Origin of the sequence: Terasakiispira papahanaumokuakeensis (assembly GCF_001709345.1) — a bacterium.
Taxonomy (GTDB): domain Bacteria; phylum Pseudomonadota; class Gammaproteobacteria; order Pseudomonadales; family Halomonadaceae; genus Terasakiispira; species Terasakiispira papahanaumokuakeensis.
Map to the genome: position 1 here is coordinate 2,845,971 of NZ_MDTQ01000001.1, position 25,467 is coordinate 2,871,437.

A 25,467-nucleotide genomic window follows, 5' to 3' on the forward strand; every position below is an offset into this window, starting at 1 on the left:
GCTTGAAGTAAAAGAAAAGGACAGGAAAACCCGACTGTAACGCTACGGGTTAATGAAGCGATTATCACCTTTCCTGAGGCTGCTGTTAACCTTTCAGGAAGATTTCTTCACGATATTCCCCTTTATAGCAGTTCAATCGGGTCAACATCCAATGACCATCGTGCTCGCCGAGCCTCCGGCAGCTTTTCCAACCAAGGCACTAAGGTCGCCAGTAGCTGATGCAATACCGAACGTTTATCGGCCTGCATTAACAGCTGAACATGATAGCGCCCTTGTCGCCGCTCCATAGGGGCAGGCACAGGCCCTAAACAAAACACACTACCGTTAGCCACAACCGGCTGTTGCTGGGCGGCATCCGCCAGAGCTTGCATTAGCGCTTGAGCCGCCTCAGGTTTCGGAGCCTCGGCCCGCCACAAAGCCTGATGGCTATAAGGTGGCCAATGAGACTCTCGCCGTTCGCGCAGCAGCTGCTGCGCCAGCACTTCATAGCCTGACTGGCAAAGCAGATTCAGTCGTGGATCATCACTATGATGCGTCTGAATAATCACTTCACCCGCATGGGCTTCACGACCCGCTCGACCAGCGACCTGAGTGAGTAACTGAGCCATCCGCTCCATGGCACGCGGATCACTGCTATACAGGCCATGATCGGCATCGACCACCGCAGCCAAGGTCACCTGGGGAAAGTGATGGCCTTTAGCCAACATCTGCGTACCGATCAACAATGCCGGATGTCCCGCATGAATATCCGCCAACTTTTCCTGTAATCGGTCTTTGCCACGAACGGAATCCCGGTCAATTCGAATAATCGGCACATCAGGGAAACGTGCCGCCAAGATCTCCTCCCCGCGCTCGGTGCCTGCACCTAATGGTAATAATTCAGCTTCACCACACTGAGGGCATACATCAGGTAATGGCTGACGATGACCACAATGATGGCAGTGGAGCCGTGGCGGCTCTCGGTGCCAAGTCATGCGCGCATCACAATGCTGGCATCCCGCCACCCAGCCACAAGCATGGCACATCAAGACCGGGGCAAATCCTCGACGGTTCAGCACCACGAGCACTTGCCGGCCGCGATCAAGATGGCGCTGCATGGCCTCCAACAAAGGGACAGAAAAGCCCCCTTGTAGGCGCCGGTTACGAATATCCAATAATTGAGGGACCGGCGGGGTTCGAGTAGCGGCAGCACGATCGGGCAATCGCAACAAGGTGCAATGACCACGCTCGACCTGTGCCAATGTTTCCAGGGAAGGCGTTGCCGACCCCAACATAATCGGCACTTGCTCTCGCTGTGCACGTACCAGAGCTAAATCACGTGCGTGGTAACGAAAGCCATCTTGTTGTTTAAAGGAAGCATCATGCTCTTCATCAACAATAATCACGCCAGGACGCCGCAAAGGCGTAAACACAGCGGAGCGTGTTCCGATGACAATATCAGCTTTTCCCTCACTCGCCGCTCGCCATGCCGCCAGCCGCTCCCGGTCGTTCAACCCAGAATGCAGTAACACCACTTCTCGGGCAAAACGCTGGCGAAAACGTGCGACCGTTTGCGGCGTTAAACCAATTTCAGGCACCAAAACCAGCGCCTGCTGGCCTTGAGCAAGTACCCGCTCAATGACTTGCAAATAGACCTCAGTCTTACCACTGCCAGTCACCCCGAGTAATACCGCTGGGGCAAACTGACCCAAACGGCTGATGACACAATCTACAGCTTCTCGCTGTGGTGCATTCAACGTTAAAGGAGACTCAGCTAATACATCCTTATGGACAGATACGGGAGTATGGTGTTGCAAATCGGGCAAACCAACACCTTCACCTTTTGGGATCACGTCAACTTCATGGGCCAAGCCTTTTTCTTGCAAACGGCGACAGACATCACGCTCAAAGCCATGTGCACGCAAGACGCTCATCGGCAAACCCGCCGGATCCAAACGCAGCAACTCAATTAAGCGCCATTGTTTGACCGCCCGTCCCATCCCTGCAGCCGTCATCTTCAGGCCTTTATCTGTCAACTGCCAATGCGGTGGATGCTCAGGTTCAATAGGCTGCCCCTGACGTAGCAAAGTCGGTAAAGCGGATAAAACACACTCCCCCGGCCCTTGATGATAATAACGCGCCACCCAAAGGAGCCAAGCCAGCATGGCCTCACTGAGTAACGGGGTCTCGTCCAATACGGCCAATACCGGTTTCAATTTTTCACGCGGCACTTCAGTTTGATCAGAAACGCCGACAACCAAGCCAATGAGTTCACGGCGTCCGAATGAAACACGCACACGTTTACCCACTTGAGGCACTTCAGCGGCAATATCAGCCGCAGGGTCTAGCGACTGAGGATATAAATAGTCGAACCATTGGCGTAATGGTGTCGGGAGTACGACTTGAAGCACCTTATCTTGCACCTGCATAACCGCAATGATTAACCTCGCCGTTAAAGTGAATACTTTTTCGAAACAAGAAGAGTCCTTTGTTAAGCAAGTGAATACGCATCACGCCCATCAGTATGCCGACTTATGAAGGCGAAGCCTAATGTGTCGGTAGACCCACGGTTCAACAAGGCCCAGTCCATCCTCCAAAGCAGCATAAGGCGTAACAATAGACTTGCATCAGCCTATTTTTCTGCTAAGATTTGCGCCCTTCGCTCCAAGTGAGCGTTGATTCCATTACCGTATGCGGTGCCCGGCAAGCGATCGGGTAGCGGCATGCAGAACGACGAGGCCAAGTCATGAAACAAGGTATTCATCCGGATTATCAACAAGTCAAGGCGACTTGTTCTTGTGGCGCCACATTCTCTATCGGCACCACCCTGAAACAGGATTTCAACGTTGACGTCTGCTCAAACTGCCACCCGTTCTATACCGGCAAGCAGAAACAGGCGACAACTGGGGGTCGTATCGAGCGCTTTGCGAATCGTTTTGGCCGTCGCATCAGCAGCAAATAAGCATTGTCGCTTATTACCTGCACCAAAAGCCGCGCGTCAAAGTGCGGCTTTTTTGTGTTTAATCGCCACTCGATAGCGCAAATTTCAGTAGCACAACTTCGATAGCCCACCTCCTAGCAACACAAGATTCAACCACACAAACTTCTATCGCCATTGCACTGTGACTTAGCCCACCCTGATCCTGACGCCTTGCGTTTGATCGATGCCGCTCAGCTAAATACCTGAAAGATCACTAATCTTTTAGAGACCATTGTCACTGTGGCCGGCCATTAAAAGAGAACCTTACAGCTGAATAAACTCATGATGCGAGACGTGTCGCGTCAAGCAACGTTACGAATTGCCCCAAGTCAACACTTACTTAATTGAGATAAAACTATTTAGGCAAGACGGCAACATAAAAAATAAGACTCACACCATAACTTTTTATTATCCCACTTTAAAAGCCCATCAAATCTCATTTATTTTATTTAAAAAAGTCTACATGACACTAAATCAACCACAAACGCCCCATAAAAAAACTAAAACAACGAACCAATAAAAAAGCGCGCAAGCTGACTGATTTCATCGTTCATTGGCCAAGACCCACAGCCAATCACTCATTACCCGCCACTTCACCGCCCCTTGTACAGTACAGCATACCGCCGATATCAAAACCTATCGCATGAACGTTAAAAAGATTAGCGCTATCGAATTCAAACAATAGTTTAGTTAATAAATAGCGCCACAACGCCTTTCACCATGGTTCAATCGATATAAATAACTGTCTCTAAAAACACCTTTCTCATCACCACCTCACAGTGATTGTTGACACTAACGCTTTGCCTTGTCGACCTGATGCTTTTTCTATATGCTCAAAAACACTTGTACATCACATAAAGCGGAACAGCGACAATGTCAGATCAAATGAAAAAAGCCGCATTGGATTATCATGCCTTGCCAATTCCCGGCAAAATGAGCACTGAGATCAGCAAGCCCACTCAGACGGCCAAGGATCTTGCACTGGCCTATAGCCCGGGTGTTGCTGAACCCGTGCGTGAAATCGCTAAAGACCCAGATACGGCCTACAAATACACGGGTAAGGGCAACCTTGTCTGTGTGATCTCTGATGGCAGCGCCATTTTGGGACTAGGTAACTTGGGACCTCAAGCTTCAAAGCCTGTCATGGAAGGTAAAAGCCTGCTGTTCAAGCGCTTTGCCGGTGTTAACTCCACTGACCTGGAAATTGATGCCGAAAGTCCACAAGCTTTCATCGATACGGTAGCCCGTATTGCAGATAGCTTTGGCGGTATCAATCTCGAAGATATCAAAGCGCCTGAGTGCTTTGAAATTGAGCGCGCACTCATAGAAAAGTGCAACATCCCTGTATTCCACGATGATCAGCATGGTACTGCCATCGTCACTGCAGCCGGCTTACTGAATGCGTTAAGCCTTGCAGGTAAAAAACTCGAAGATGCACGTGTTGTGTGCCTCGGTGCTGGCGCTGCAGCCATTGCCTGCATGAAACTGCTCGTCGCTTGTGGCGCCAGAATGGAGAATATCTTCATGCTGGACCGTAAAGGTGTGATCCATTCAGGTCGTGACGATTTAAACCAATACAAGACCATGTTCGCGAATGACACTGACAAGCGCACCATGAATGATGCATTGGACGGTGCTGATGTCTTTATCGGTCTTTCAGGACCCGACCTGCTCAAACCTGAGCAGCTGAAAATGATGGCACCCAACCCGGTTGTGTTCGCCTGCTCTAACCCTGATCCTGAAATTTCGCCCAAGCTCGCCCATGAAACCCGTGATGACGTCATCATGGCGACAGGCCGTTCGGACTATCCCAACCAGGTCAACAACGTTTTGGGCTTCCCCTTCATCTTCCGTGGTGCATTGGACGTTCGAGCCAGCGCTATTAATGAAGAAATGAAGGTCGCCGCCGTACACGCGCTTAAAGATCTCGCACGTGAACCCGTCCCACAGGAAGTACTGGAAGCTTACGAGCTCAACACTATGGAGTTCAGCCGCGAGTACATCCTGCCGAAACCAACCGATCCGCGTCTATTGGGCACATTAGCGGCTGCAGTTGCACAAGCGGCTGTTGATTCGGGTGTCGCACGACTGCCTTACCCCGCCCATTACCCGCTTAAAAGCGTGGACGAGGTTTACGGCAACACTGAGGCTTAAAACCTCACCGTTGGTCAGTTCACCATAATGCGAGAACTGACTCACTTGGCTGGTTCATCAAAGCCAGCCTACAAAAAAGCCCGGCTCTGAGCCGGGCTTTTTTATTGGAAAACAACGCTATTGAAAGACAACGCTATTGAAAGACAGGCCGTTATCCAGAGGCATTCTGACCTGATAATCAATCGAGTGCAGTCATTTAAAACAGTGACTCAGGGGCTGGTGCATCAGGTGCTCGACCCTCACCAGAATCCTCGCCACCGGTATCAATATCAAGGTTCGGCCCATGGCCCGCTTTAGGCACTCGCTCTGATTTAAACAATTCAAAAATAGCATCTTGCTGGCCAGGACGAGCTCTTTGCCCTGTTTCAGGGTCAATTTTCACTGTCACGATGCCACTTGGACGCGCCATGCTTCGCTCAGGTCGACCCGCCAATGCTTCTTTCATAAAATCAATCCAAATCGGCAATGCGAGGCTTGCCCCATATTCGCCCGTGGTATCGGGGTTATCAAACCCCGCCCACACCGTGACGGCCAAGTCACTGTTAAACCCAGAGAACCAAGTGTCACGCAGCTCATTGGTCGTGCCCGTCTTGCCACGAATATCACCACGGTTTAGGGCCAATGCGCGGCGTCCAGTTCCTTTCTCGATCACATCACGCAAAATACTCTGCATGATATAAAGCGTGCGACTATCGACCACCCTAGGTGCAATAGGATAATCCTGACCATCGAAGCGTAACGTTTTCTGATCGGGTTCACAGTTCCGGCACACTTGAGGCGGCAGTGCTCGATAGACGACGTCATCATTGCTGTTTTCAATGCGAGAGATCAGATAAGGGCTGATGCGAAAACCACCATTGGCCATAATGGCATAGGCCCGTGCCATCGCCATGGGCGTGACATTAGCGCTTCCTAACGCCAGCGATAAATTGCGTGGCATTTTATCCGGATCAAACCCAAAACGGCCGATTAAGTCGATCGCTCTCGCCACCCCGACATAATCAAGGACTCGGATCGACACAAGATTTCGAGAGGTATACAGCCCTTTTCTTAAGCGGGTTGGGCCAGCAAAGGTCCCGTTTGAGTTTTGCGGCCGCCATTGATCTTCAAGCTGCTGATCATCAAAGACAACGGGCGCATCATTAATCACCGTTGCCGCGGTATACCCCTTTTCCAAAGCTGCCAAGTAAATAAAAGGCTTGAAAATAGAACCCGCCTGACGCTCTGCCTGCTCAGCCCGATTATATTTACTCATATTGAAATCAAAGCCGCCGACCATGGCAGTCAAGGCCCCATCTTCAGGCTTCATCGCCACAACGGCGCCTTGAATATCAGGCAACTGAGACAGCTGAACGACAGGAAATGGCTTAGGCTGATCACTGACTTGATCGCCCTTAAACACAGAGGACGGTAGCCGATAGTTTTGAGTCTCGGGCTCGTCCAAGGGTTTAATCCGAACCAAATCGCCTCGATTCAAAAACCGCCCAGCAGCAGGTGCATGAGGGATTTTCCAGTAGGCAGAGTGCAACTTACCGGCCCAATCAAACTGCTCTCGTGGAATCAGAGCCAAGGTGCCATCTTGCTGCAAGACAACAATCAGATCATCCTCAGTATGCACCACAATCGCAGGTGCTAAGCCACCATAAAGCGGGGTTGAATCCAGCACTTTTAACCAATTGGAGACATTTTCGCCAATCAAACCTTCCAAATGACGTGCTCGCTCATCTTCTAGCGCCTTTTCAACATCATCCAAACTAGTACGCGCATCTTTCAGCTCAGCTAACGCATCTTGGTCTAGCGTTTCTTGGGGGGGCTCAGGCGGAATACTTTCCTGTTCAACACCACGCCAACCGTGCTTCTGATCATAATTTTCCAACCCTCGCTGTAAAGATCTTTGGGCCAGGGCCTGATGCTCAGAGGTCACAGTGGTATAAACGCGCAAACCTCGCGTGTAAGCCGAAGGACCAAACTTCTCGACGGCAAAACTACGGGCCGCCTCAGCCACATAAGGCGCTTTCAGTTCAACTTCCTGGGCATGATAGGTGGCGGTAATGGGCTGCTTTACGGCTTCAGCATAAGCGGGCTGCTCAATCTCACCCAACTCAAGCATACGAGATAAAATCCAGTTACGTCGAATCAAGGCACGGCGCGGGTTGGCTAACGGATTATAGGCTGAAGGCGCTTTAGGCAAGCCGGCAATCATCGCCAGCTGCGCCAGATCGAGTTCACCGATGGGCTTGCCATAGTAAACATCTGCTGCTGCAGCGATGCCATAAGCTCGATTGCCGAGATAGATCTTATTGACATAAAGTTCCATGATCTGCTGCTTACTCAGCATTTGCTCCATGCGCAGAGAAAGCAGAATCTCGCGAATTTTACGTGTAAAAGTACGGTCCAATGTCAATAAGTAGTTACGCGCAACCTGCATGGTAATGGTCGAACCACCGGATTGAATATGTCCGGTACTGACCAACTGCCATGCCGCACGCAATAACCCCTTGGGATCGACCCCGTGATGGGAGAAAAAAGCAGAGTCTTCGGCCGCTAAAATCGCTTTAATATACGCCTCAGGAATCTCGTTATAATGAATTCGTTCTCGACGATGTTCACCAAATGAGGCGATGAGCTTATTGTCAGCACTGTAAACCCGTAGCGGGGTTTCCAGCTGCGTATTCAATAATTCATCCAGATCCTGTAACTGTGCGACTTCATCCTGCAAGCCGGGCCAGTAGTATAAGGCCACACCAAGAGCGCCAGCACTCATGGCAGCAAATAAGGCTAAGCCTGCCCAAAGCAGATAAGCGGTGCATCGTTTAAACCGTGCCATTGAGCTGGTTTCTCCTCGCTCCTGAGCTAAAGACGCAGGCCCGGCATATCCCGTAATCTGCGGCTGTAATGATTGAAATCATGAGTGATCTTAATAGATGACCACAAAGTATTTCATTATAAATGACACATTCCCTTACGGTCTTGTGTCGGGTTATTACGACGTACGACAGACAAACATACTGCCTTTGTGCTTATATCGATAGAGGGCAGGAAGCCCTTACAACATAAAATTGGCTAAAAGCCTGCCAGATGGGGTCTTACGCTTAAAAATAAAGGCTCAAACGGGGCCTAACAACAGACACAAAATCGTCACAGCGCGACCTTCCCCCCAATCTGGCCGATAGATATGGCTTTTTGCTTCAACCCATCACTGACAAGGATGCCGTGATGCGAAGTAGATACCGTCTATTTGCACCAAGCCCCTTATGGGGCATATCGCTGTCGTCGAGCCAGCAACTCGATATCACATCGTTGAAGGGACCATGGTATAAGCCCACCCCTCAAATTCAATGCGAAATTGTCAGTGCCTCAGATTCAGCTCCATTCCCTGATCCTCAGGCCATTTCATTTATCGCGAAATCACTACAGCAAAGGGTTCAAAGCCATAGCCGCCGAAAAAAACCCAAGGTTATCGCTGCGGTCCCTAGTGCTCAGGTGATCAGCCAATCTCATCGCCTACAAGACCTCAGTTTATGTGCCGAAACGCCCGAAGCCCGTCAAGCGCAAGCGGCTTATATTCACCAGCTTGCACTTCAACACTGGCCTTCTGATGCGATCGATATGGCACTGGATTATCGTTGCAGCCCAGTGCAATCAGATCAAACAGTCATTATCGAATGGGTCGCCTGTCATCAAAAGTGGATTCAGGCCTGGGATAAAACCATCATTCAGGCAGGACTATCTCCTTATCGCATTGAGCCAGAACACCAAGCTTGGTGGCGGGTTTTACGCGCTGGCGAAGCGGCCGAGTTAGCGAACAGTTCATGTTCCACAAGCGCTTTAGATGCTCAAAGCACTTCACACGCTCACAGTACATCGCATGTCCAAAGCCCATCGGCACTAATGGCCTCACCCTTCACACACCATCCAGATTCAAGCATCACGTCCAATTCAAGCGAGATCTCAAACAACAACAGCAGTACGATCCCTCATACGCCAGCCGTTATGGCATTACTGTGCTGTGAACACGATCAGCTCATTTTAACGGTTTGGTTAGGCCCCCATTGCCTTTACCGTCACCACAACTCACTCACCGCTGACGCCACAAGCGCCGAGCGTCTTGAAACACTAGCCCAGCATCTACAGCGCGCCCGAGTCAGCATTGGCGTCACGCATTGGTCTCGCTGCTATCTGAGCAGTGACCTGCCCTTTGAGGAGGCCAACATCACTTGGCTTGAAGCGACCACAGGGCTGACACTCTTGCCTCTGCCTTTTGGCCTAGAAGGAATGGCGACATTAACCGCCTGGGGGCTTGCACTCGCGGAGATGGCAGCCCATGCATGAATTTAATTTACGACCATGGCGCATGCTGCAAAGGCGCAGACAATCCCGACAACTGCTGATCCGTTTACTCTTAATCAGCGCCGCCACCCTCACCTTCATGATTAGCCTTGTGGGCTACTTGGATCAGCAAACGCAACAACTGCAGGCGGAAAACCAATACAGACAACAGCAAATACAGCATCGACAAACAGGGCTTAAGCAACACCAAACGCTGACATCAGATCAACAGGCCCTTTGGAGCCAGATTCAGCAAGACCGCGACTATGTAGTGAGATTGTTGGCCAAGCTCAACCCACCGCAAAATAGTGGTGAGCCCAGCAAGCTAGATGATATCCAACTGACCCAGATTCAATGGCAGCCACCTCGCCTAAAACTACTGGGCCAATACCGCTCATCAGAGGCCTTCCAACAATGGCTGAAAGCACTACAAGGGGCGCCTCTACCTTGGGTTTTACAAGCTCAAAAGCGCGACGACCATCACTTTAGCTTAGAGCTCACTCGCCATGACTGACGATCAAAGTACAGTATCAGGCCTCAAGCATTCGCTTATGAAGCGTCATGAACGCGATAAAGTTATGGTGCTCGATAAGCTCCGGCAGATCCCCGACATCATCAAGGCTTGGTGGCGACAAGAATGGCAGGCCATACAGCAACTGCGCCGAGAAGACTGGCGGCTTGCTGAAGCAGGACAATGGCCAGAGCTACTCAAGGTGCTGCTGACGATCATCTGTCAGATAGGGCTCTTGTGGCTGGGGTATCATTACCTTTTAGCGTCTAGACTCGACAGCTGGCAACACATGCAGCAACGTCACCAGCAGTTATCCGAGCAATGGCAGGCGTTATCTCAACAGTCACAAGATGGCTCAATGGCACACCCCTTAAGCACGCTCGCGCCAAATGAGTCAGGGGGAGTATCCCACCACAGTACACTCAACACCGATGAAAGCCTTGGCATGGCATCTGCTCAAGTCCCGCAATGGACACAGCTGTTGGAGCACCACTTCAACCAAGCCGAGATCAAATTAACCGCCTTTTCCTTGGCACACCCCCAACGCTATGCGGATTGGCAAGCTCAACCCTTTCAGTTGCAGCTCATTGGTCATTATAGTGATTTGGCCCAAAGCCTCGGGCAACTTAGCGCAATTACACCGCTTTTGACTTGGCATGATTTCACCCTACAACCCGCGCTAGAAGACACCAACGATTCACCAGAATTAGCACATCGGCCCGATCTCAGCATGACGATTCATGGTCGTTTACTGCTTTCCACACAAGAAGAGAATGACCCAAGCCCACAACCTCATAAGCAAGCTGAATGGCATGCTTTAGAAGGCAAAGCCCTCACAACACACTATCAATTTCCGGGGGATCCAAATCGTTCGCCCATGTCGCCTTTAGAGACAGCCAAGCGAGTCTCTCCGCCCACCACTCCCAAGACAGAGACAACCAAGACCGAAACACGGGCATCACCGCCCCCCTTGGGCACAGATTCCCCTAAAGCGCCACCGTTAACGGCGCCAGCACTCAAGATTGCGGGGGTCATTCAATACCAGCGGCAACACCGAGCCTTGGTTCAAACAACCGATCAGCCATGGCTTTGGGTTCAGCCTGGGGATGCAGTGGCAGGTGGTTATATCAGCAACATCACAATGAATGAATTAATCTGGACGGAGTCACTCAAGGATGAGACGACACAGCACCATTATGACGTTAAGGCCACGGGCCCCCAATGATGACACTCGCGACTTAGTCAACCGATGGCGGAAAAATACTCATAATCAAAGCGCTAGTCATTCGATCCTCATTTTTCTGGCGATCTTTTTAGCGATCTGCACGGCCTCACATGCAACCGCTAGAGAGATCCCCGCGGCCGTTCACCCAAGTGGACACCTTCCCCAAGAGCGCCAAGACGCACCGGCAACGCGTCACAACGAGCACAACGTCAGTATGCATTTCAGTAATGTCGAGATCACCCAACTATTACAGCAACTGGCCCGCATGACGGGGCTGAATCTTGTGATGGGGGCGGGCGTAAAGGGCAAGGCAAGTCTTCATCTTCAAGATGTCCCTTGGCAAGAAGCACTGGAAAGTATCATTCAGAGTCAAGGTCTGGCTTATCGGTTACACGGACAAGTCCTCATGATTGCTCATCCCGACACGATTGCAGCCCTACAAACACAAACATTGCGCGCCCAGCGAGAAGCAGAACAACAAAGGCCGTTACGCACGGCCCACTTCCGAACTCACTACCTGGATGTCATGAGGTTAGTCAAAGCGCTTGGCAATGAGTCTCCTTCTGGCGATCAAGTCACTCACGCTCAATATCCCATTTTATCGGCTCGCGGGCATTTACTCGCGGATGAACGCACCAACACGTTAATTGTCCGTGACACAGCGGTTCATATCGCAGCCGTTGCAGATTTGATTGAACGTCTAGACATTCCAGTACGGCAAGTCATGATTGAAGCCCGTATCGTGATCGCACGGCAAAACTTTACTGAAGATTTAGGCGTTCGTTGGCGCGGAATGGGCCGCTATAGCCAACAGCCAGACTTTGCACTGGGTCAAGCCGATGGTTTAGACGTGTTGCTACCGAGTAGTGCTAACACCCCCGGTGTCGGACAAATGGCGTTTGGCTATATCGGTCGCCACATTGCAATTGATCTAGAGCTGAATGCGTTGGAAGCTCAAGGTTATGGTGAAATCATCTCACAGCCAAAGCTGATCACCTCAAACCGCACCGAGGCGGTCATCCGCTCCGGTCAACAGCTGCCTTACACCAGCCTGGACAGTGACGGCAACGAACAAGTGGAATTCAAAGATGCCGTGCTGGCCCTGCAAGTCACCCCAGAAATCACTCGCGACGATAAGATTCTCATGCAGCTCAAAATCAATAAAGATGCTCGTGGAGAACTGACACGTAACGGTAATTTTGCGATTGAAACTAACGCCATTGAAACCCAAGTATTGGTTAACGATAGCGAAACGCTGGTCATTGGCGGTATCTTATCGTCAGAAGATATGGAAACATTGTCAAAAATCCCGGTTTTGGGTGACATTCCTTGGTTAGGGGCGCTGTTTAGACATTCCGCCCAAAGCCGAGAAAAAGTAGAATTACTGGTATTTATAACACCACGCCTGTTAAGAACGGATGAACAGGCAGGTTTAGCGGGCGAGTTCGCGGATGACACAAGCCATACCCAATATCTTTCTTATCGGTCCAATGGGGGCAGGTAAAAGCACAATCGGCCGACTGCTGGCGCAGACGCTAAAACGCCCTTTTATTGATAGCGACCATGAGATCGAGCGTCGCTGCGGTGCCGATATCCCCTGGATTTTTGATATTGAAGGTGAAATCGGCTTTCGAGACCGTGAGAGCGCCATTATTGACGAGCTGACGCAACGACAAGGCGTCGTACTGGCCACCGGTGGTGGCGCTATCTTACGCCCAGAAAATAGGCACCACCTCCACCAAAGAGGTTTAGTGATTCTATTAGACGTCACGGTACGCCAGCAACTTGAACGCACCCGGCGGGATCAAAGTCGTCCATTACTGCAAACCGAAAACCCTCGTGCACGCCTAGAGGGTTTGCGCAAAGAGCGTAATCCGCTATATCGCAAAACAGCGCACCTGATTCTGCAAACAGATCGTCGGCCACCCCGCCAAGTGATGCTGGATCTACGCCAGCGAATTCAACAGCACTTGAACCAGACAACAGCGACAATCGTGACCGCTCATGGAGCTTCTTGATGCAAACGCTTAACGTCGATCTTGGTGATCGTAGTTACCCCATTCATATTGGCCCGGCACTGCTTGACCGGGATGACCTGATTCGCCCTCATATTACCGGTCGGCAGGTCATGATCGTCACCAATGACACCGTCGCGCCGCTCTATCGGCAGCAATTGGAAACCACTTTGGCGCGTATTGAAGGCCTTGAAGTGATTACGCTGATACTGCCTGACGGCGAAGCGTATAAAAATCTGCAACATCTCGAACGCATCTGGACAGGACTACTAGAAGCGCGTTTTAGCCGAACAGCCACCCTCATTGCATTGGGCGGCGGCGTGATCGGCGATATGACCGGATTTGCCGCAGCGACCTATCAGCGCGGCATCCCCTTTATTCAGATACCCACGACATTGCTCTCCCAGGTGGATTCTTCTGTCGGTGGAAAAACCGGCGTCAACCACCCGTTAGGCAAAAATATGATTGGGGCTTTTCATCAGCCGCAGCTGGTACTGGCGGATACCGACACCCTCAGTACGCTACCTCAGCGAGAGCTGTCTGCAGGCATGGCCGAAGTCATCAAGTATGGATTGCTTGGCGACCTGGAATTTCTGAGTTGGCTGGAAGCGCACATGGAAGCGCTTATGGCCCGTGACGCCACCTTACTGACCGAAGCCATTCTTCAATCATGTGCTTGTAAAGCTCGACTGGTTGCAGAAGATGAGAGAGAAGGCGGCGTTCGAGCCTTACTCAATCTCGGCCACACTTTTGGTCACGCCATTGAAACCGAAATGGGCTATGGCTGCTGGTTACATGGTGAAGCTGTCGGTAGTGGCATGTATTTGGCGACAGTCGCCTCGCAACGTATGGGATGGTTAGATCAAGCGGATGTCCTGCGAGTCGCCACTTTGCTGGAGCGGGCCCACTTACCCACACATCCACCCGAAAATATGACGCCTAAAGCCTTCTTAAAACATATGGCAGTGGATAAGAAAAATATTGATGGGCACCTTCGGCTGGTTTTGCTAAAACCATTAGGGCAGGCAGTGCTCACCACAGCGATGCCTCAAGCAGAATTGGAACAAATGCTCACTACGGAGTGTCAATCAGGTCAAGCATTAAGCTGAGAGTATGTACTCACTATCGTCCAATGCTCTTCGATGATGAATGCGTTATGATCGCCATCTATTGAACGAATGCTACTGAAAGCACACCACAATGACGCATTGATATGCAAAATAATGACAGCCACTCACAATGTCGTACTTGAGTATTTGTTAAACTACCCAAGCCAGACTCAACTGAGTCCACAACGTCTTAACCGATGATGGAGCAAGGCGGCATGCAGCCCCAAGAACCTTCGCTCGATAGCACTTTATCTCATGCTGATGTCTTACAGCGTTTGGAAGGCATTCATGATGACCGGGTTTTCTATCCGGGACATCAATATGGCAAATATCTTGATTTACTTGCTCACTTAAGCCGCTACAGCAATTTGATGTTAACGCTGACAGGCCCTGTGGGCAGCGGTAAGTCTCACCTGCGTCACAAGCTGCTGGCTTCATTGGATACAGGGGTTGTGGTATCCCCTTTAGATGCAGAACAAACCAATGACAAGAGCGCTTTACTGACGGCACTCAATCAATCACTCGAATTGGGCGTGCCTGGTAAAGCGGAAGCCGAGACTTATCTTGAATATTTGCGACGACACTGCGCGCTTCTGGCCGAGGATGGTCGCAGCTGTCTACTTGTATTTGATAATGCAGAATCGCTTGAAGATGATGCGCTCAGCCTATTATTGGATTTAGCCAATACAGAGGATGACAACCAGCGCCCTCACATGCTGTTGCTGGGGTTACCAGAGCTGTTCGAACGTCTCTCCAGGGCGCCATTTCAATCACGCTTTGAGCCCGTCGGTCACCATCTTGCCTTAGACCCAATGTCAGAGGTTGAGTCTAGGGCGTATTTAGAAACGCGTTTACGCAGTGTTGGGGTCACGACATTTCCCTTCAGTGATGCCCAAATGCACAACCTGTATAAACGCTCCCGGGGCTGGCCAGGAAGTTTAAATATTGCCGCGCTCAAGGCACTAGGCGAACAAGACATTACTCCGGTTGAGGCCGAAACCCCCAATAAAAGCGAGCAAGATAAAGCACGCCAACACGCGAAAAAACAGCGTGAGGCTGAAAAGTTAGCCAAAGCGCGCCAGCAGAAGAAAATGCGCCGCCCCTTGCCGGTACTCCCCTTAGCCGGCGCCGCCGTATTTATCGCATTGGCTGCTATCATCTATATATATAGTGATAGCTTTAGCGGCAAAAGCCCGGATCTAAGCGTATTGGCACGCTCTCATGAAATTGCCAAAAGTGAGAGCAAGACGCCGCTTATGCCCATTGAGATTGGTAATCCAGCTGATCCTCAAGAGGACACCGAGGAGACGACGACCCCGCCACAAGTCTCTGATTCAAGCAACTCGGCGAATAATTCGAGCCAGGATTTGGCCACCGAGCAAGATCAACCCAACAGACAAGAAATTGATATTCCAATCCCTAGCGACTCGTCTGCACAAACCGAAACAGAAAAAACACCAGAGGCCTTACAGCCAGACCTCCCTGACGATACCGGTGTCACCGCCGACACAGAAGCGCCTTCAGAGGCCGCGGACAATAGCGAGTCAGAAACGACTCAATCAACCCCCGAACCTCAAACGTCCACTCCCGACCCTCAAGCATCCACTCCCGAACCTCGGGCATCCACAAATAGTGATGCGGCACAATCAGAAGCCCCGCAACCGCAAAACCAAGGGTTGCAGCGTGAAGCTTGGCTGATGGAGCGCAACGCAGGCCACTATACCTTGCAGATGATGGGCAGCCTGGAAGAGTCTAGTGTCATTGACTTTATTCAAGCACAGTCGAATCAAAGTGAGTTCACCTACTTTGAGAGCCGCTACCAAGGACAACCTTGGTATGTCGTCGTCCATGGCGATTACCCAAACCGCAATGCAGCAGTCAGGGGCATAGAGTCCCTACCGGCGCCATTACGTCGAATGCAGCCTTGGGCTCGTAGTTTTGGTAGTGTGCAGGAAGATATTCGAAATCGATGACCGCCATCAGAGATACGTTGATTGAAGCGTAATCGCATGATGTCGCAGCTGTGCATGCTCGCGAACGAGTCGATCTTCTGGGCGACCGGTTGAAAAGTCCCCAGAAGATCATTCCATTGAGCAGCATCAGCCATCCACATCACCCTCCCGCCTTATCGCCCCTCCCCCGATAGCGTTCACTGATCTCCAGTTGATCCAACGCGGTCCAATGTGCAGCGCTATTCATCCATCGGCATATTGCCAAACCGACCGCACCATCATGAGGCATTATCTAACAGGCAAACTCACCCTCTAAAACAGTAATTTACATATAAAACGTCATTAAAATGAACCTAAAAGACAAAAACACCCCCTCAAAATAATCAAAAAGAATAGATTTAATTTAAATTATTCCCAAAAGAAATCCAAAAGGCATTTTTTTGCCAAAATATGCCTTTTACCAATTGTGGTTTTACATCTCCGCCGTGTAATATCGATCAACTAAAAAATCATGCCCCATACAAAAATGGCATAGCACCAGAATAATTCACGTTGATGGCCAACTGACAGCATGCCCATAGGCAAGCCGCCTTCAACGTCGGACACATCCTTTTTGGACCACTTCAGAGCGAGAGACAGCCTATGAACCAGGGTCTTCATCAGCCCGGTGAATTTCGGGACAACTGTGGCTTCGGTTTAATCGCGCAAATGCACGGTGAAGCCAGTCATGATCTCCTTCAGACCGCCATTCGCGCCCTGACCAATATGACGCACCGCGGCGGCATCGCCGCTGATGGGAAAACAGGTGATGGTTGCGGCATTCTGATCAAAAAACCAGACGCCTTCTTACGTGAAATTGCTCAAGAGCAGTTTCAGACCGAGTTAGCCGAGCGCTACGCGGTCGGCATGATCTTCCTCTCTCAGGATGAGGGTAAAGCTCAAAAAGCGCGCCAAACGCTCGCCCAGCAGGCCATGGCACAGGGCCTCAATGTCGTTGGTTGGCGTGAAGTACCGACAGCCCCCAGCATCTGCGGTGAAATTGCATTAGCTTGCATGCCCCGTTTCGAGCAAATTTTTATTGACGCACCCGCTGATCTTGAAGAATCTCAATTCCGGGTGAAGTTGTTTATGGCGCGTCGCCGTGCCGAGATGGCGCTCAAAGATGACAGTGAGTTTTATGTCGCGTCGTTATCCTCTCAGGTGCTGTCTTATAAGGGCCTGATCATGCCCGAGGATCTCCCATCCTTTTATCAGGATCTGGGTGATCCGCGCATGGCCACGGCCATCTGTGTATTCCACCAGCGCTTTTCGACCAATACCGCACCTCAATGGCCGCTGGCTCAGCCTTTCCGCTATCTAGCGCACAATGGCGAAATCAACACCATTGAAGCGAATCGTGGTTGGGCGAATGGGCGTAAGAAGAACTTCAACTGCAGCCTGCTACCCGATATCGAAACCATCGACCCGATTGTCAACACGACCGGCTCTGACTCCTCATCGATGGATAACATGTTGGAAGTGCTTTTAGCGGGCGGCATGGAGCTCTTTAAAGCCGTTCGTTTGATGGTACCGCCGGCATGGCAAAATGTGCAGACCATGGATGCCGATCTACGCGCCTTCTATGAATACAACTCCATGCATATGGAACCTTGGGATGGCCCTGCCGGTATGGTCATGACCGATGGCCGTTATGCCGTGTGTATGCTGGATCGAAATGGTCTGCGCCCAGCACGTTTTGTCGCCACCAAAAATGGCTACATCACATTAGCCTCTGAAATTGGCGTCTGGGATTATGAGCCCGGCGATGTTTTATACAAAAGCCGTGTCGGCCCAGGCCAGATTCTCGCCATTGATACCCTGACCGGCGATATTCTGCATACCAAAGATGTCGATGATCGACTGAAGTCAGCTCATCCCTACAAACAGTGGCTACGGGAACAGTCGACTTACCTTGAATCAACACTGCTTGAATCGGGCCCGCAATATGAAGTGATGTCGCGCCATGAGCTGAATACCGCCATGAAGATGTTCAACATCAGCTATGAAGAACGCGACCAGATTCTCCGACCCTTGGCCGAAAATGGGCAGGAAGCGGTCGGCTCAATGGGCGATGACACCCCAATGGCGGTCCTTTCATGCAAAGTACGCCATGTTGCCGACTACTTCCGGCAAAAGTTTGCTCAGGTGACCAACCCACCCATTGACCCCTTGCGTGAATCCATTGTGATGTCACTGGAGACCTGCATTGGGCGTGAGCTAAATGTATTCGATGAATCTGCCGAGCATGCCAACCGCATTATTCTGACAACACCGGTGCTGTCACCACGCAAGTTTAAATCGCTGATTGATGAAGATCGCTATGGCTTTGAAGAAGCCATTTTGCCGTTGGCTTATCAACCCAGTGAAATCGGCTTAAAAGAGGCGCTTGAACAATTATGCCGACAGGCTGAAGAAGCCGTACGCCAAGGCAAAGTATTGCTGGTACTGTCGGATCAGAATCTGGACAAGGGCTTACTGCCGATTAATGCGGTCATGGCCACAGGCGCAGTGCATCATCACTTAGCGGCTAAGGGCATGCGCGCTGACTGTAACTTGATCATTGATACTGGCTGGGCTCGAGATCCACACCATATGGCGGTCTTGTTTGGCTTTGGTGCCACCGCCGTGCACCCCTGGCTCTCCTATCAAGTGATCGCCGATTTGCATCGCAGTGCTGAACTCCAGGGCGATCCAGGCGAGGCTCGCCGTGCTTATCGCAAAGGTCTGCAAAAAGGCTTGATGAAAATCCTCTCTAAAATGGGGATTTCAACGCTGGCCTCATATCGCGGCTCTCAACTATTTGAAGCTATTGGGCTGGATGACGAAGTCGTTGGACTATGTTTTAAAGATGTCGCGAGCCGCATTGGCGGTGCCGGTTTCAGTGATTTCCAAATGGAACAGGAATTACTGGCAGAGAATGCTTGGCGCCGAAGTGCCAACATTAGCCATGGCGGCCTACTCAAGTATGTCCATGGTGGCGAATATCACGCCTATAACCCGGATGTTGTGAAAAATCTGCAGCAAGCCGTTCAAAGCGGCCAGTATGAAGACTGGAAAGCATTTGCCAAGCTAGTGAATGAGCGTCCAGTGGCCACTCTGCGTGATTTGCTGAGATTGAAAAAAGTCGAGAACCCGCTTCCACTAGAAGAAGTTGAATCCATCGAGAGCTTGCTGCCTCGCTTCGACTCTGCGGGCATGTCGCTCGGCGCCCTGTCACCTGAAGCGCACGAAGCACTGGCTCAAGCGATGAATGAAATGGGCGCGCGCTCCAACTCAGGAGAAGGCGGCGAAGATCCTGCCCGCTACGGCACAATCAAGTCGTCTAAAATCAAGCAAATTGCCTCGGGACGATTTGGTGTCACCCCCACTTATCTCGCCAATGCGGACGTCCTGCAAATCAAAGTGGCGCAAGGGGCGAAACCAGGTGAAGGCGGGCAGCTGCCCGGCGGTAAGGTGAATGCGCTCATCGCTCGCCTACGTCACTCGGTGCCCGGGGTCACGCTGATTTCACCTCCGCCGCACCATGATATTTATTCGATCGAAGATTTGGCCCAGTTGATTTTCGATTTGAAACAGGTCAATCCGAAAGCGCAAGTCTCGGTGAAGCTGGTCTCAGAACCCGGTATTGGCACCATTGCCACCGGTGTCGCCAAAGCCTATGCCGACTTGATTACCGTATCAGGCTATGACGGCGGAACGGCAGCCTCCCCGCTGACTTCCATCAAATATGCCGGCTCACCGTGGGAAATTGGGCTTGCTGAGGTGCAACAGGCCTTACGCATCAACAAGCTGCGTGACAAGATTCGCCTGCAAACCGATGGTGGTTTGAAAACAGGTCTAGACGTCATCAAAGCCGCTATCCTTGGCGCTGAAAGTTTCGGCTTTGGTACTGCGCCTATGGTTGCACTGGGGTGTAAATACCTGCGTATTTGCCACCTGAATAACTGTGCAACCGGTGTTGCCACTCAAGATGATGATCTGCGTGAGCAGCACTTCCGTGGCACGGTGGAAATGGTAAAAAATTATTTCCGCTTTATTGCCGAAGAAGTGCGAGAACTCATGGCCGCATTGGGTATCCGCAAGCTGACGGACCTGATTGGGCGTACAGATCTTCTGGAAGTCTTCGAAGGCCAAACCGATAAGCAAGGCAAACTGGACTTCAGCCGCCTGCTGAATAATGACCATGTGCCCGCGGATGCACCACAGTTCTGTCAACATCATCGGAATGATCCCTTTGATAAAGCAGAACTGGCCACCCAAATGTGGCTTGATACCCAATCGGCGATTGAGCAGAAAACAGGGGGCGAGTTCAGCTATAACGTCACCAACCGTGATCGCTCAATTGGAGCACGACTGTCGGGCGAAATTGCCCTTCGTTATGGTGACGAAGGCTTATCAGACCAACCCATCACGATTCACCTCAAAGGGGTCGCGGGCCAATCTTTCGGGGTCTGGAATGCGAAGGGGCTCAACCTTCACTTGGAAGGTGATGCCAACGACTATGTCGGTAAAGGGATGAATGGCGGCCGCTTAGTCCTGACCCCACCGGTGGGCAGTGTCTTTGCTAGCCACAAAACCTCAATCATTGGTAACACCTGTCTCTATGGTGCAACCGGTGGTGAACTCTATGCCGCCGGCCGTGCCGGGGAACGTTTTGGGGTACGCAACTCCGGTGCGACAGCGGTCATTGAAGGCGCCGGGGATCACTGCTGCGAATATATGACAGGGGGGCTGGTCTGTGTGCTAGGAGAAACAGGCTATAACTTTGGCGCGGGTATGACCGGTGGCTTTGCTTATGTGCTGGACCTGGAGCGCAGCTTTGTCGACAAATACAACCACGAACTGGTCGACCTTCACCGGATCAACACCGAACAAATGGAAGCTTATCGTAACCACTTGCGTAGTATCGTTCAGGCTCATGTTGATACAACCGGCAGTGCTTGGGGCCGCAAGATCTTGCAAGAGTTCTCAGATTTCATCCGCCATTTCTGGTTGGTGAAACCCAAGGCGGCCAACTTAGGCGACCTGCTGAATAACACACGACAAAATCCGCAGTGATCCTGGTGACGAGAGAGAGGAGAAAATCATGGCTGAACGTCTAAATAATGACTTCCAGTTTGTTGATGTCGGGCGCCAGGATCCGGGTAAGAAAGCACTGGATATGCGGAAAAAGGCTTTCGTCGAGATCTATGAGCCCTTTGGCAGTGATACGGCAGCCGAGCAGGCCCACCGCTGCCTGTCCTGCGGCAACCCTTATTGTGAATGGAAGTGCCCGGTTCATAACTACATCCCTAATTGGCTGAAGCTGGCTAGCGAAGGCAATATCCTTGAAGCGGTAGAACTGTGTCACCGTACCAACTCGCTACCGGAGGTCTGTGGTCGAGTGTGCCCGCAGGACCGCCTATGTGAGGGCTCCTGTACGCTGAACGATGGTTTTGGCGCAGTCACTATCGGCTCCGTCGAAAAGTATATTACCGATACCGCCTTTGCGATGGGCTGGCGTCCAGACATGAGCGATGTGCTCTGGACCGATAAAAAAGTGGCAGTGATCGGTGCTGGTCCAGCAGGACTGGGCTGTGCGGATATTCTGGCCCGTAACGGCGTTAAGCCCGTAGTGTTCGACAAGCACCCAGAAATTGGTGGCCTACTGACCTTTGGTATTCCTGAGTTCAAACTCGAAAAACATGTGATGGCTCGCCGTCGCGAGATTTTTGAAGGCATGGGTGTCGAGTTCCGCCTCAACACTGAAGTGGGTACCGATATCACCATTGACACCTTAATGAACGACTATGATGCCGTGTTCATGGGGATGGGAACTTACAACTACATGAAAGGCGGCTTTCCTGGTGAACACTTACCCGGCGTTTACGATGCATTAGACTTCCTGATTTCCAACGTTAATCGCTGCCTGGGCTTTGAAAAAGACCCCGCCGACTATATCAGCATGGAAGGCAAGCGCGTCGTGGTACTCGGGGGCGGCGATACGGCCATGGACTGTAACCGCACCTCCATTCGCCAAGAAGCTCGGAATGTCACTTGTGCTTATCGCCGCGATGAAGAGAACATGCCAGGCTCCCGCAAAGAAGTGGCTAACGCTAAAGAAGAAGGCGTGAAGTTCTTATTCAATCGTCAGCCGATTGCGATTGTTGGCGAAGATAAAGTCGAAGGCGTTAAAGTCGTTCGGACACAAATGGGCGAGCCCGATGCGCATGGCCGCCGCCGTCCGGAAATCGTACCCGGCTCAGAAGAAGTTTTACCGGCTGATGCCGTGTTGGTGGCTTTTGGCTTCCAAGCAAGCCCAGCAGACTGGTTTGATAAGCAGAAGATTACAACCGATGAACGCGGACGTGTCCTCGCGCCTGAGGTTGCACGCTACCCTTTCCAAACCAGTAATGAGAAAGTGTTTGCTGGCGGCGATATGGTGCGTGGCTCAGACTTAGTGGTCACCGCGATCTGGGAAGGGCGTGAAGCGGCTAAAGGAATCTTAGCCTACCTCAATGTCTAACCCAGTTTGACCCCCACCCCTTAATCACAGCAGCCTAAGGGCTGCTGTTTTTGTCAGTAAGCATGCTAGACTGCGCAGCATGATGCCCAGCCGGGCTTTATTGTCTGATGATCACGGAGTATACCCATGGCACACCAACCTGTTCGCTTGCAAGGCCTCACCGCTGACGGCGAAGTCGTCGAGCTCCCTGAACTCAGCGAAATTCAAATCATGTGGGAAGAAGGTAGTCTGCCGGTCAACCTGGTCTTGGCACCCGAACACCTCAGTGGTCACAGCCTGTCACTGGAAGTGGCCAGCAGCGAAGATGAAGAAGATCAAATGGATCGTTATGGCGTCCTGACCCTTCGTCCTGGCGCCTGTAACGTTGTCGATGTCAGTGTTGAGACACACGTTATGGAAGATGAAGACGAGCATGTGCACGGCCCGGATTGCCAGCACTGAGCAAAAGAAAAGGATTTAGAGCCAATAGCGTCTTAATGCAAAAAGCATCACATGACGCTCGGTCGATACGGCCAAAGCAGAATAAACACCTCACCGTCACAGGCAAGCACCGCTTGCCTGTTCTGCTTGATCTTGCCGCAGCGCAAATGAATCAGTCTGCTTCTAGATCCAGCACCTCATCCATAGGCAGTCCCATCAAGGGGGCCTGCTCATCAAGATCAAATGCCATGAAGGAAGGCTCAATCTCAATCATTCGATCAAAGAGTTCACGGTCGGGATTATCCGGCCAAAGACGGCTATCCTCTTCCCAACTGAGCCACTCATTTTCCAGAATATCCAAATAGCGCTCTTCGAGTAGCGCACCCAGATCTTCGGGGCCATCTAACTCTGGCACCAGGTAAACAGTGGCTTCCTGATTTGCCTCTGCCAAAGTGACCGTTTCTTCCTGTGCATTATCGAGTCCGTTGACCCAATCTACAAAAGGTTGTTTGAGCCGAACACTGATGGCCGAGCGATTGAGCATTTTCATGACATGACTCCTGACTTGACTGGAAATTAGTCAACGCGGGCCATTATGGGCATCCCCACGGCTAAAGCCAAGTGTTGTCATGGGGAAACCTAGATAAATCGCCTCATAAGCGTCGAAAGGGTGCAATAGAGCCAAAACAGGGGTCAAAAGGACCCCTGAACGATCACCTGATCAGCGCAGTTTTAGTTGTGCGCATGCAATGCATCGTTGAGTTCAATCGCCGTTTTATTCGTCAAACATTCGATACGACCGGATTGAGCGTTACGACGGAAGAGCAAATCGGGTTTACCGGCTAAGTCTCGAGCCGCGATGACTTCAACGTCGTTGCCTTGATCATCCAGAACCGTGACTTTAGCCCCAGCCGTCACATAAAGCCCAGCCTCAATCGTACAACGATCGCCCAACGGAATCCCAACCCCCGCGTTTGCGCCAATCAGACATTGAGTTCCCACAGAGATCACGACAGCGTTGCCCCCTGACAAGGTGCCCATGGTTGAACAACCACCGCCCAGATCAGAGCCCGATTTCACCACAACACCGGCGCTGATTCGCCCTTCGATCATATTAGGGCCTTCAGTACCGGCATTAAAGTTCACGAAACCTTCATGCATCACCGTCGTCCCTTCACCCAAATAGGCCCCAAGACGAACTCGCGCTGTATCACCAATACGGACGCCTGCCGGCACCACATAGTCCGTCATTTTAGGGAACTTATCGACGCAATTGACCGACAGGATACGGCCTTCTAACCGAGCCTGAAGCTGGCGATGCGGCAGCTCATCTAGGTCAATCGCCCCTTCATTGGTCCAAGCGACGTTACGTAGCTTGCCGAACATGCCATTCAAGTTCGTTTCATGCGGACGAACTAAGCGGTGCGATAGCAGGTGTAACTTAAGATAAACTTCAGAAACACTCTCTGGCTCGTCATCAGAAACCAATAACGTCAATACAACAGGGCGATGACTGCGCAGAAACTGCTGTGCGATTTTAGCCTGATCATGCTCACCAATATCATCTAGTGCTTGAACCAGTAGCTCTAAGCGCTCGCTTTGCAGTGACTGCACTCGATTACCATCTGGCTCTCCTCCTGCGATATCAAACAGGACCTTCATGAGGGCCTCGGACGGATGCAGCAGCGGCTGTGGATAAAAGACTTCCAGCCAGTCGCCTCGGGTATTTTGCGTACCTACGCCCAGGCCACAGGCATACAAGCTCGTGCTCATGAGTCAGTTCCTCAGTTAACATCGGTTTAAAATATAGCGTCGTTTAAAAAATAACGTCGTTTAAATACTGGAATCGTCACAGAAGGTGATGCCCGTTTAGGGTTCAAGTAGGGCTGCGCGATAACGATCAGCATCAAACCCAACTTCGATCCCTTTCGGGTGAATCAGCACGGGACGCTTGATCAAACTGGGATGCTCAACCATTAAACGCAACGCTTGTTCCCGGCCCACTTCTGCTTTTGCCTCATCAGGGAGGTTACGCCAGGTCGTGCCGCGCTTATTTAATAAAATTTCCCAGCCCACTTGGTCTGCCCATGCCGATAAATGCGCTAGCGTAATGCCTACTTTTTTGTAGTCATGAAAATCATATTCAAGCCCGGCTTCGACCAGCCAAGTCCGCGCCTTTTTCATGGTATTGCAGTTCGGGATACCGTATAACTCAATCATGTATGACCCTTGTTTAGCCTTATCAACGC

At 51.3% G+C, this 25,467-nt stretch carries 17 protein-coding genes; 12 read left to right on the top strand and 5 right to left on the bottom strand.

Annotation, left to right across the window (positions count from 1 at the left end):
- Positions 1-122: 122 nt before the first annotated feature.
- The gene (locus BFW38_RS12445; protein WP_068999161.1) at positions 123-2,408 is read right to left on the bottom strand and encodes a primosomal protein N'; all 2,286 of its coding nucleotides are present in this window, start codon (positions 2,406-2,408) and stop codon (positions 123-125) included.
- 317 nt (positions 2,409-2,725) lie between these two features.
- Here BFW38_RS12445 and rpmE point away from each other — a divergent pair, with 317 nt between their 5' ends.
- Entirely contained in the window at positions 2,726-2,941 is a 216-nt protein-coding gene (gene rpmE / locus BFW38_RS12450; protein WP_068999164.1) for a 50S ribosomal protein L31, read from the top strand.
- A gap of 891 nt (positions 2,942-3,832) precedes the next feature.
- Positions 3,833-5,113 carry a malic enzyme-like NAD(P)-binding protein gene (locus tag BFW38_RS12455; RefSeq protein ID WP_068999166.1) on the top strand — a complete coding sequence of 427 codons (1,281 nt, stop codon included), beginning with the start codon at positions 3,833-3,835 and terminating at the stop codon, positions 5,111-5,113.
- Positions 5,114-5,309: 196 nt separating this feature from the next.
- On the opposite strand, the gene BFW38_RS12460 is transcribed toward BFW38_RS12455, so the two are convergent.
- Entirely contained in the window at positions 5,310-7,940 is a 2,631-nt protein-coding gene (locus tag BFW38_RS12460) for a penicillin-binding protein 1A (RefSeq protein ID WP_068999168.1), read from the bottom strand.
- 389 nt (positions 7,941-8,329) lie between these two features.
- Between BFW38_RS12460 and BFW38_RS12465 the strand changes: the two genes are divergently transcribed.
- The 10 genes from BFW38_RS12465 to BFW38_RS12510 all read left to right on the top strand — a co-directional run bounded on the left by BFW38_RS12465 (position 8,330) and on the right by BFW38_RS12510 (position 23,239).
- Positions 8,330-9,445, top strand: coding sequence for a hypothetical protein (locus BFW38_RS12465; RefSeq protein WP_068999170.1), 1,116 nt, complete (start codon positions 8,330-8,332; stop codon positions 9,443-9,445).
- Complete coding sequence (locus BFW38_RS12470; RefSeq protein WP_068999172.1) at positions 9,438-9,956, top strand: PilN domain-containing protein; 519 nt, start codon at positions 9,438-9,440, stop codon at positions 9,954-9,956. The genes BFW38_RS12465 and BFW38_RS12470 overlap by 8 nt, the downstream gene beginning before the upstream one ends.
- Positions 9,949-11,178, top strand: coding sequence for a hypothetical protein (locus BFW38_RS12475; protein ID WP_068999174.1), 1,230 nt, complete (start codon positions 9,949-9,951; stop codon positions 11,176-11,178). The genes BFW38_RS12470 and BFW38_RS12475 overlap by 8 nt, the downstream gene beginning before the upstream one ends.
- Complete coding sequence (locus tag BFW38_RS12480) at positions 11,129-12,682, top strand: type IV pilus secretin PilQ (RefSeq protein WP_084004633.1); 1,554 nt, start codon at positions 11,129-11,131, stop codon at positions 12,680-12,682. Before BFW38_RS12475 ends, BFW38_RS12480 begins: the two co-directional genes overlap by 50 nt.
- Positions 12,630-13,196 carry a shikimate kinase AroK gene (aroK, locus tag BFW38_RS12485; RefSeq protein WP_218186419.1) on the top strand — a complete coding sequence of 189 codons (567 nt, stop codon included), beginning with the start codon at positions 12,630-12,632 and terminating at the stop codon, positions 13,194-13,196. Before BFW38_RS12480 ends, aroK begins: the two co-directional genes overlap by 53 nt.
- Entirely contained in the window at positions 13,196-14,302 is a 1,107-nt protein-coding gene (aroB, locus tag BFW38_RS12490) for a 3-dehydroquinate synthase (RefSeq protein WP_068999178.1), read from the top strand. The genes aroK and aroB overlap by 1 nt, the downstream gene beginning before the upstream one ends.
- A 215-nt stretch (positions 14,303-14,517) precedes the next feature.
- A complete protein-coding gene (locus BFW38_RS12495; protein ID WP_068999180.1) occupies positions 14,518-16,275 on the top strand; it encodes an SPOR domain-containing protein in 1,758 nt (585 codons plus the stop codon).
- Between the two features lie 621 nt (positions 16,276-16,896).
- A complete protein-coding gene (gltB, locus tag BFW38_RS12500) occupies positions 16,897-21,351 on the top strand; it encodes a glutamate synthase large subunit (RefSeq protein WP_068999182.1) in 4,455 nt (1,484 codons plus the stop codon).
- A gap of 28 nt (positions 21,352-21,379) precedes the next feature.
- On the top strand, positions 21,380-22,798 hold the full coding sequence (locus BFW38_RS12505) for an FAD-dependent oxidoreductase (RefSeq protein ID WP_068999184.1): 1,419 nt from the start codon (positions 21,380-21,382) through the stop codon (positions 22,796-22,798).
- Between the two features lie 126 nt (positions 22,799-22,924).
- Positions 22,925-23,239 carry a hypothetical protein gene (locus tag BFW38_RS12510; RefSeq protein WP_068999185.1) on the top strand — a complete coding sequence of 105 codons (315 nt, stop codon included), beginning with the start codon at positions 22,925-22,927 and terminating at the stop codon, positions 23,237-23,239.
- 151 nt (positions 23,240-23,390) lie between these two features.
- On the opposite strand, the gene BFW38_RS12515 is transcribed toward BFW38_RS12510, so the two are convergent.
- The 3 genes from BFW38_RS12515 to BFW38_RS12525 form a co-directional block, all read right to left on the bottom strand.
- A complete protein-coding gene (locus BFW38_RS12515) occupies positions 23,391-23,768 on the bottom strand; it encodes a hypothetical protein (protein WP_068999187.1) in 378 nt (125 codons plus the stop codon).
- Between the two features lie 182 nt (positions 23,769-23,950).
- Positions 23,951-24,991, bottom strand: a complete 1,041-nt coding sequence (gene dapD, locus BFW38_RS12520; protein ID WP_425427911.1) for a 2,3,4,5-tetrahydropyridine-2,6-dicarboxylate N-succinyltransferase — start codon at positions 24,989-24,991, stop codon at positions 23,951-23,953.
- Between the two features lie 96 nt (positions 24,992-25,087).
- Entirely contained in the window at positions 25,088-25,438 is a 351-nt protein-coding gene (locus BFW38_RS12525) for an ArsC family reductase (RefSeq protein ID WP_175400980.1), read from the bottom strand.
- Between the last annotated feature and the right edge of the window lie 29 nt (positions 25,439-25,467).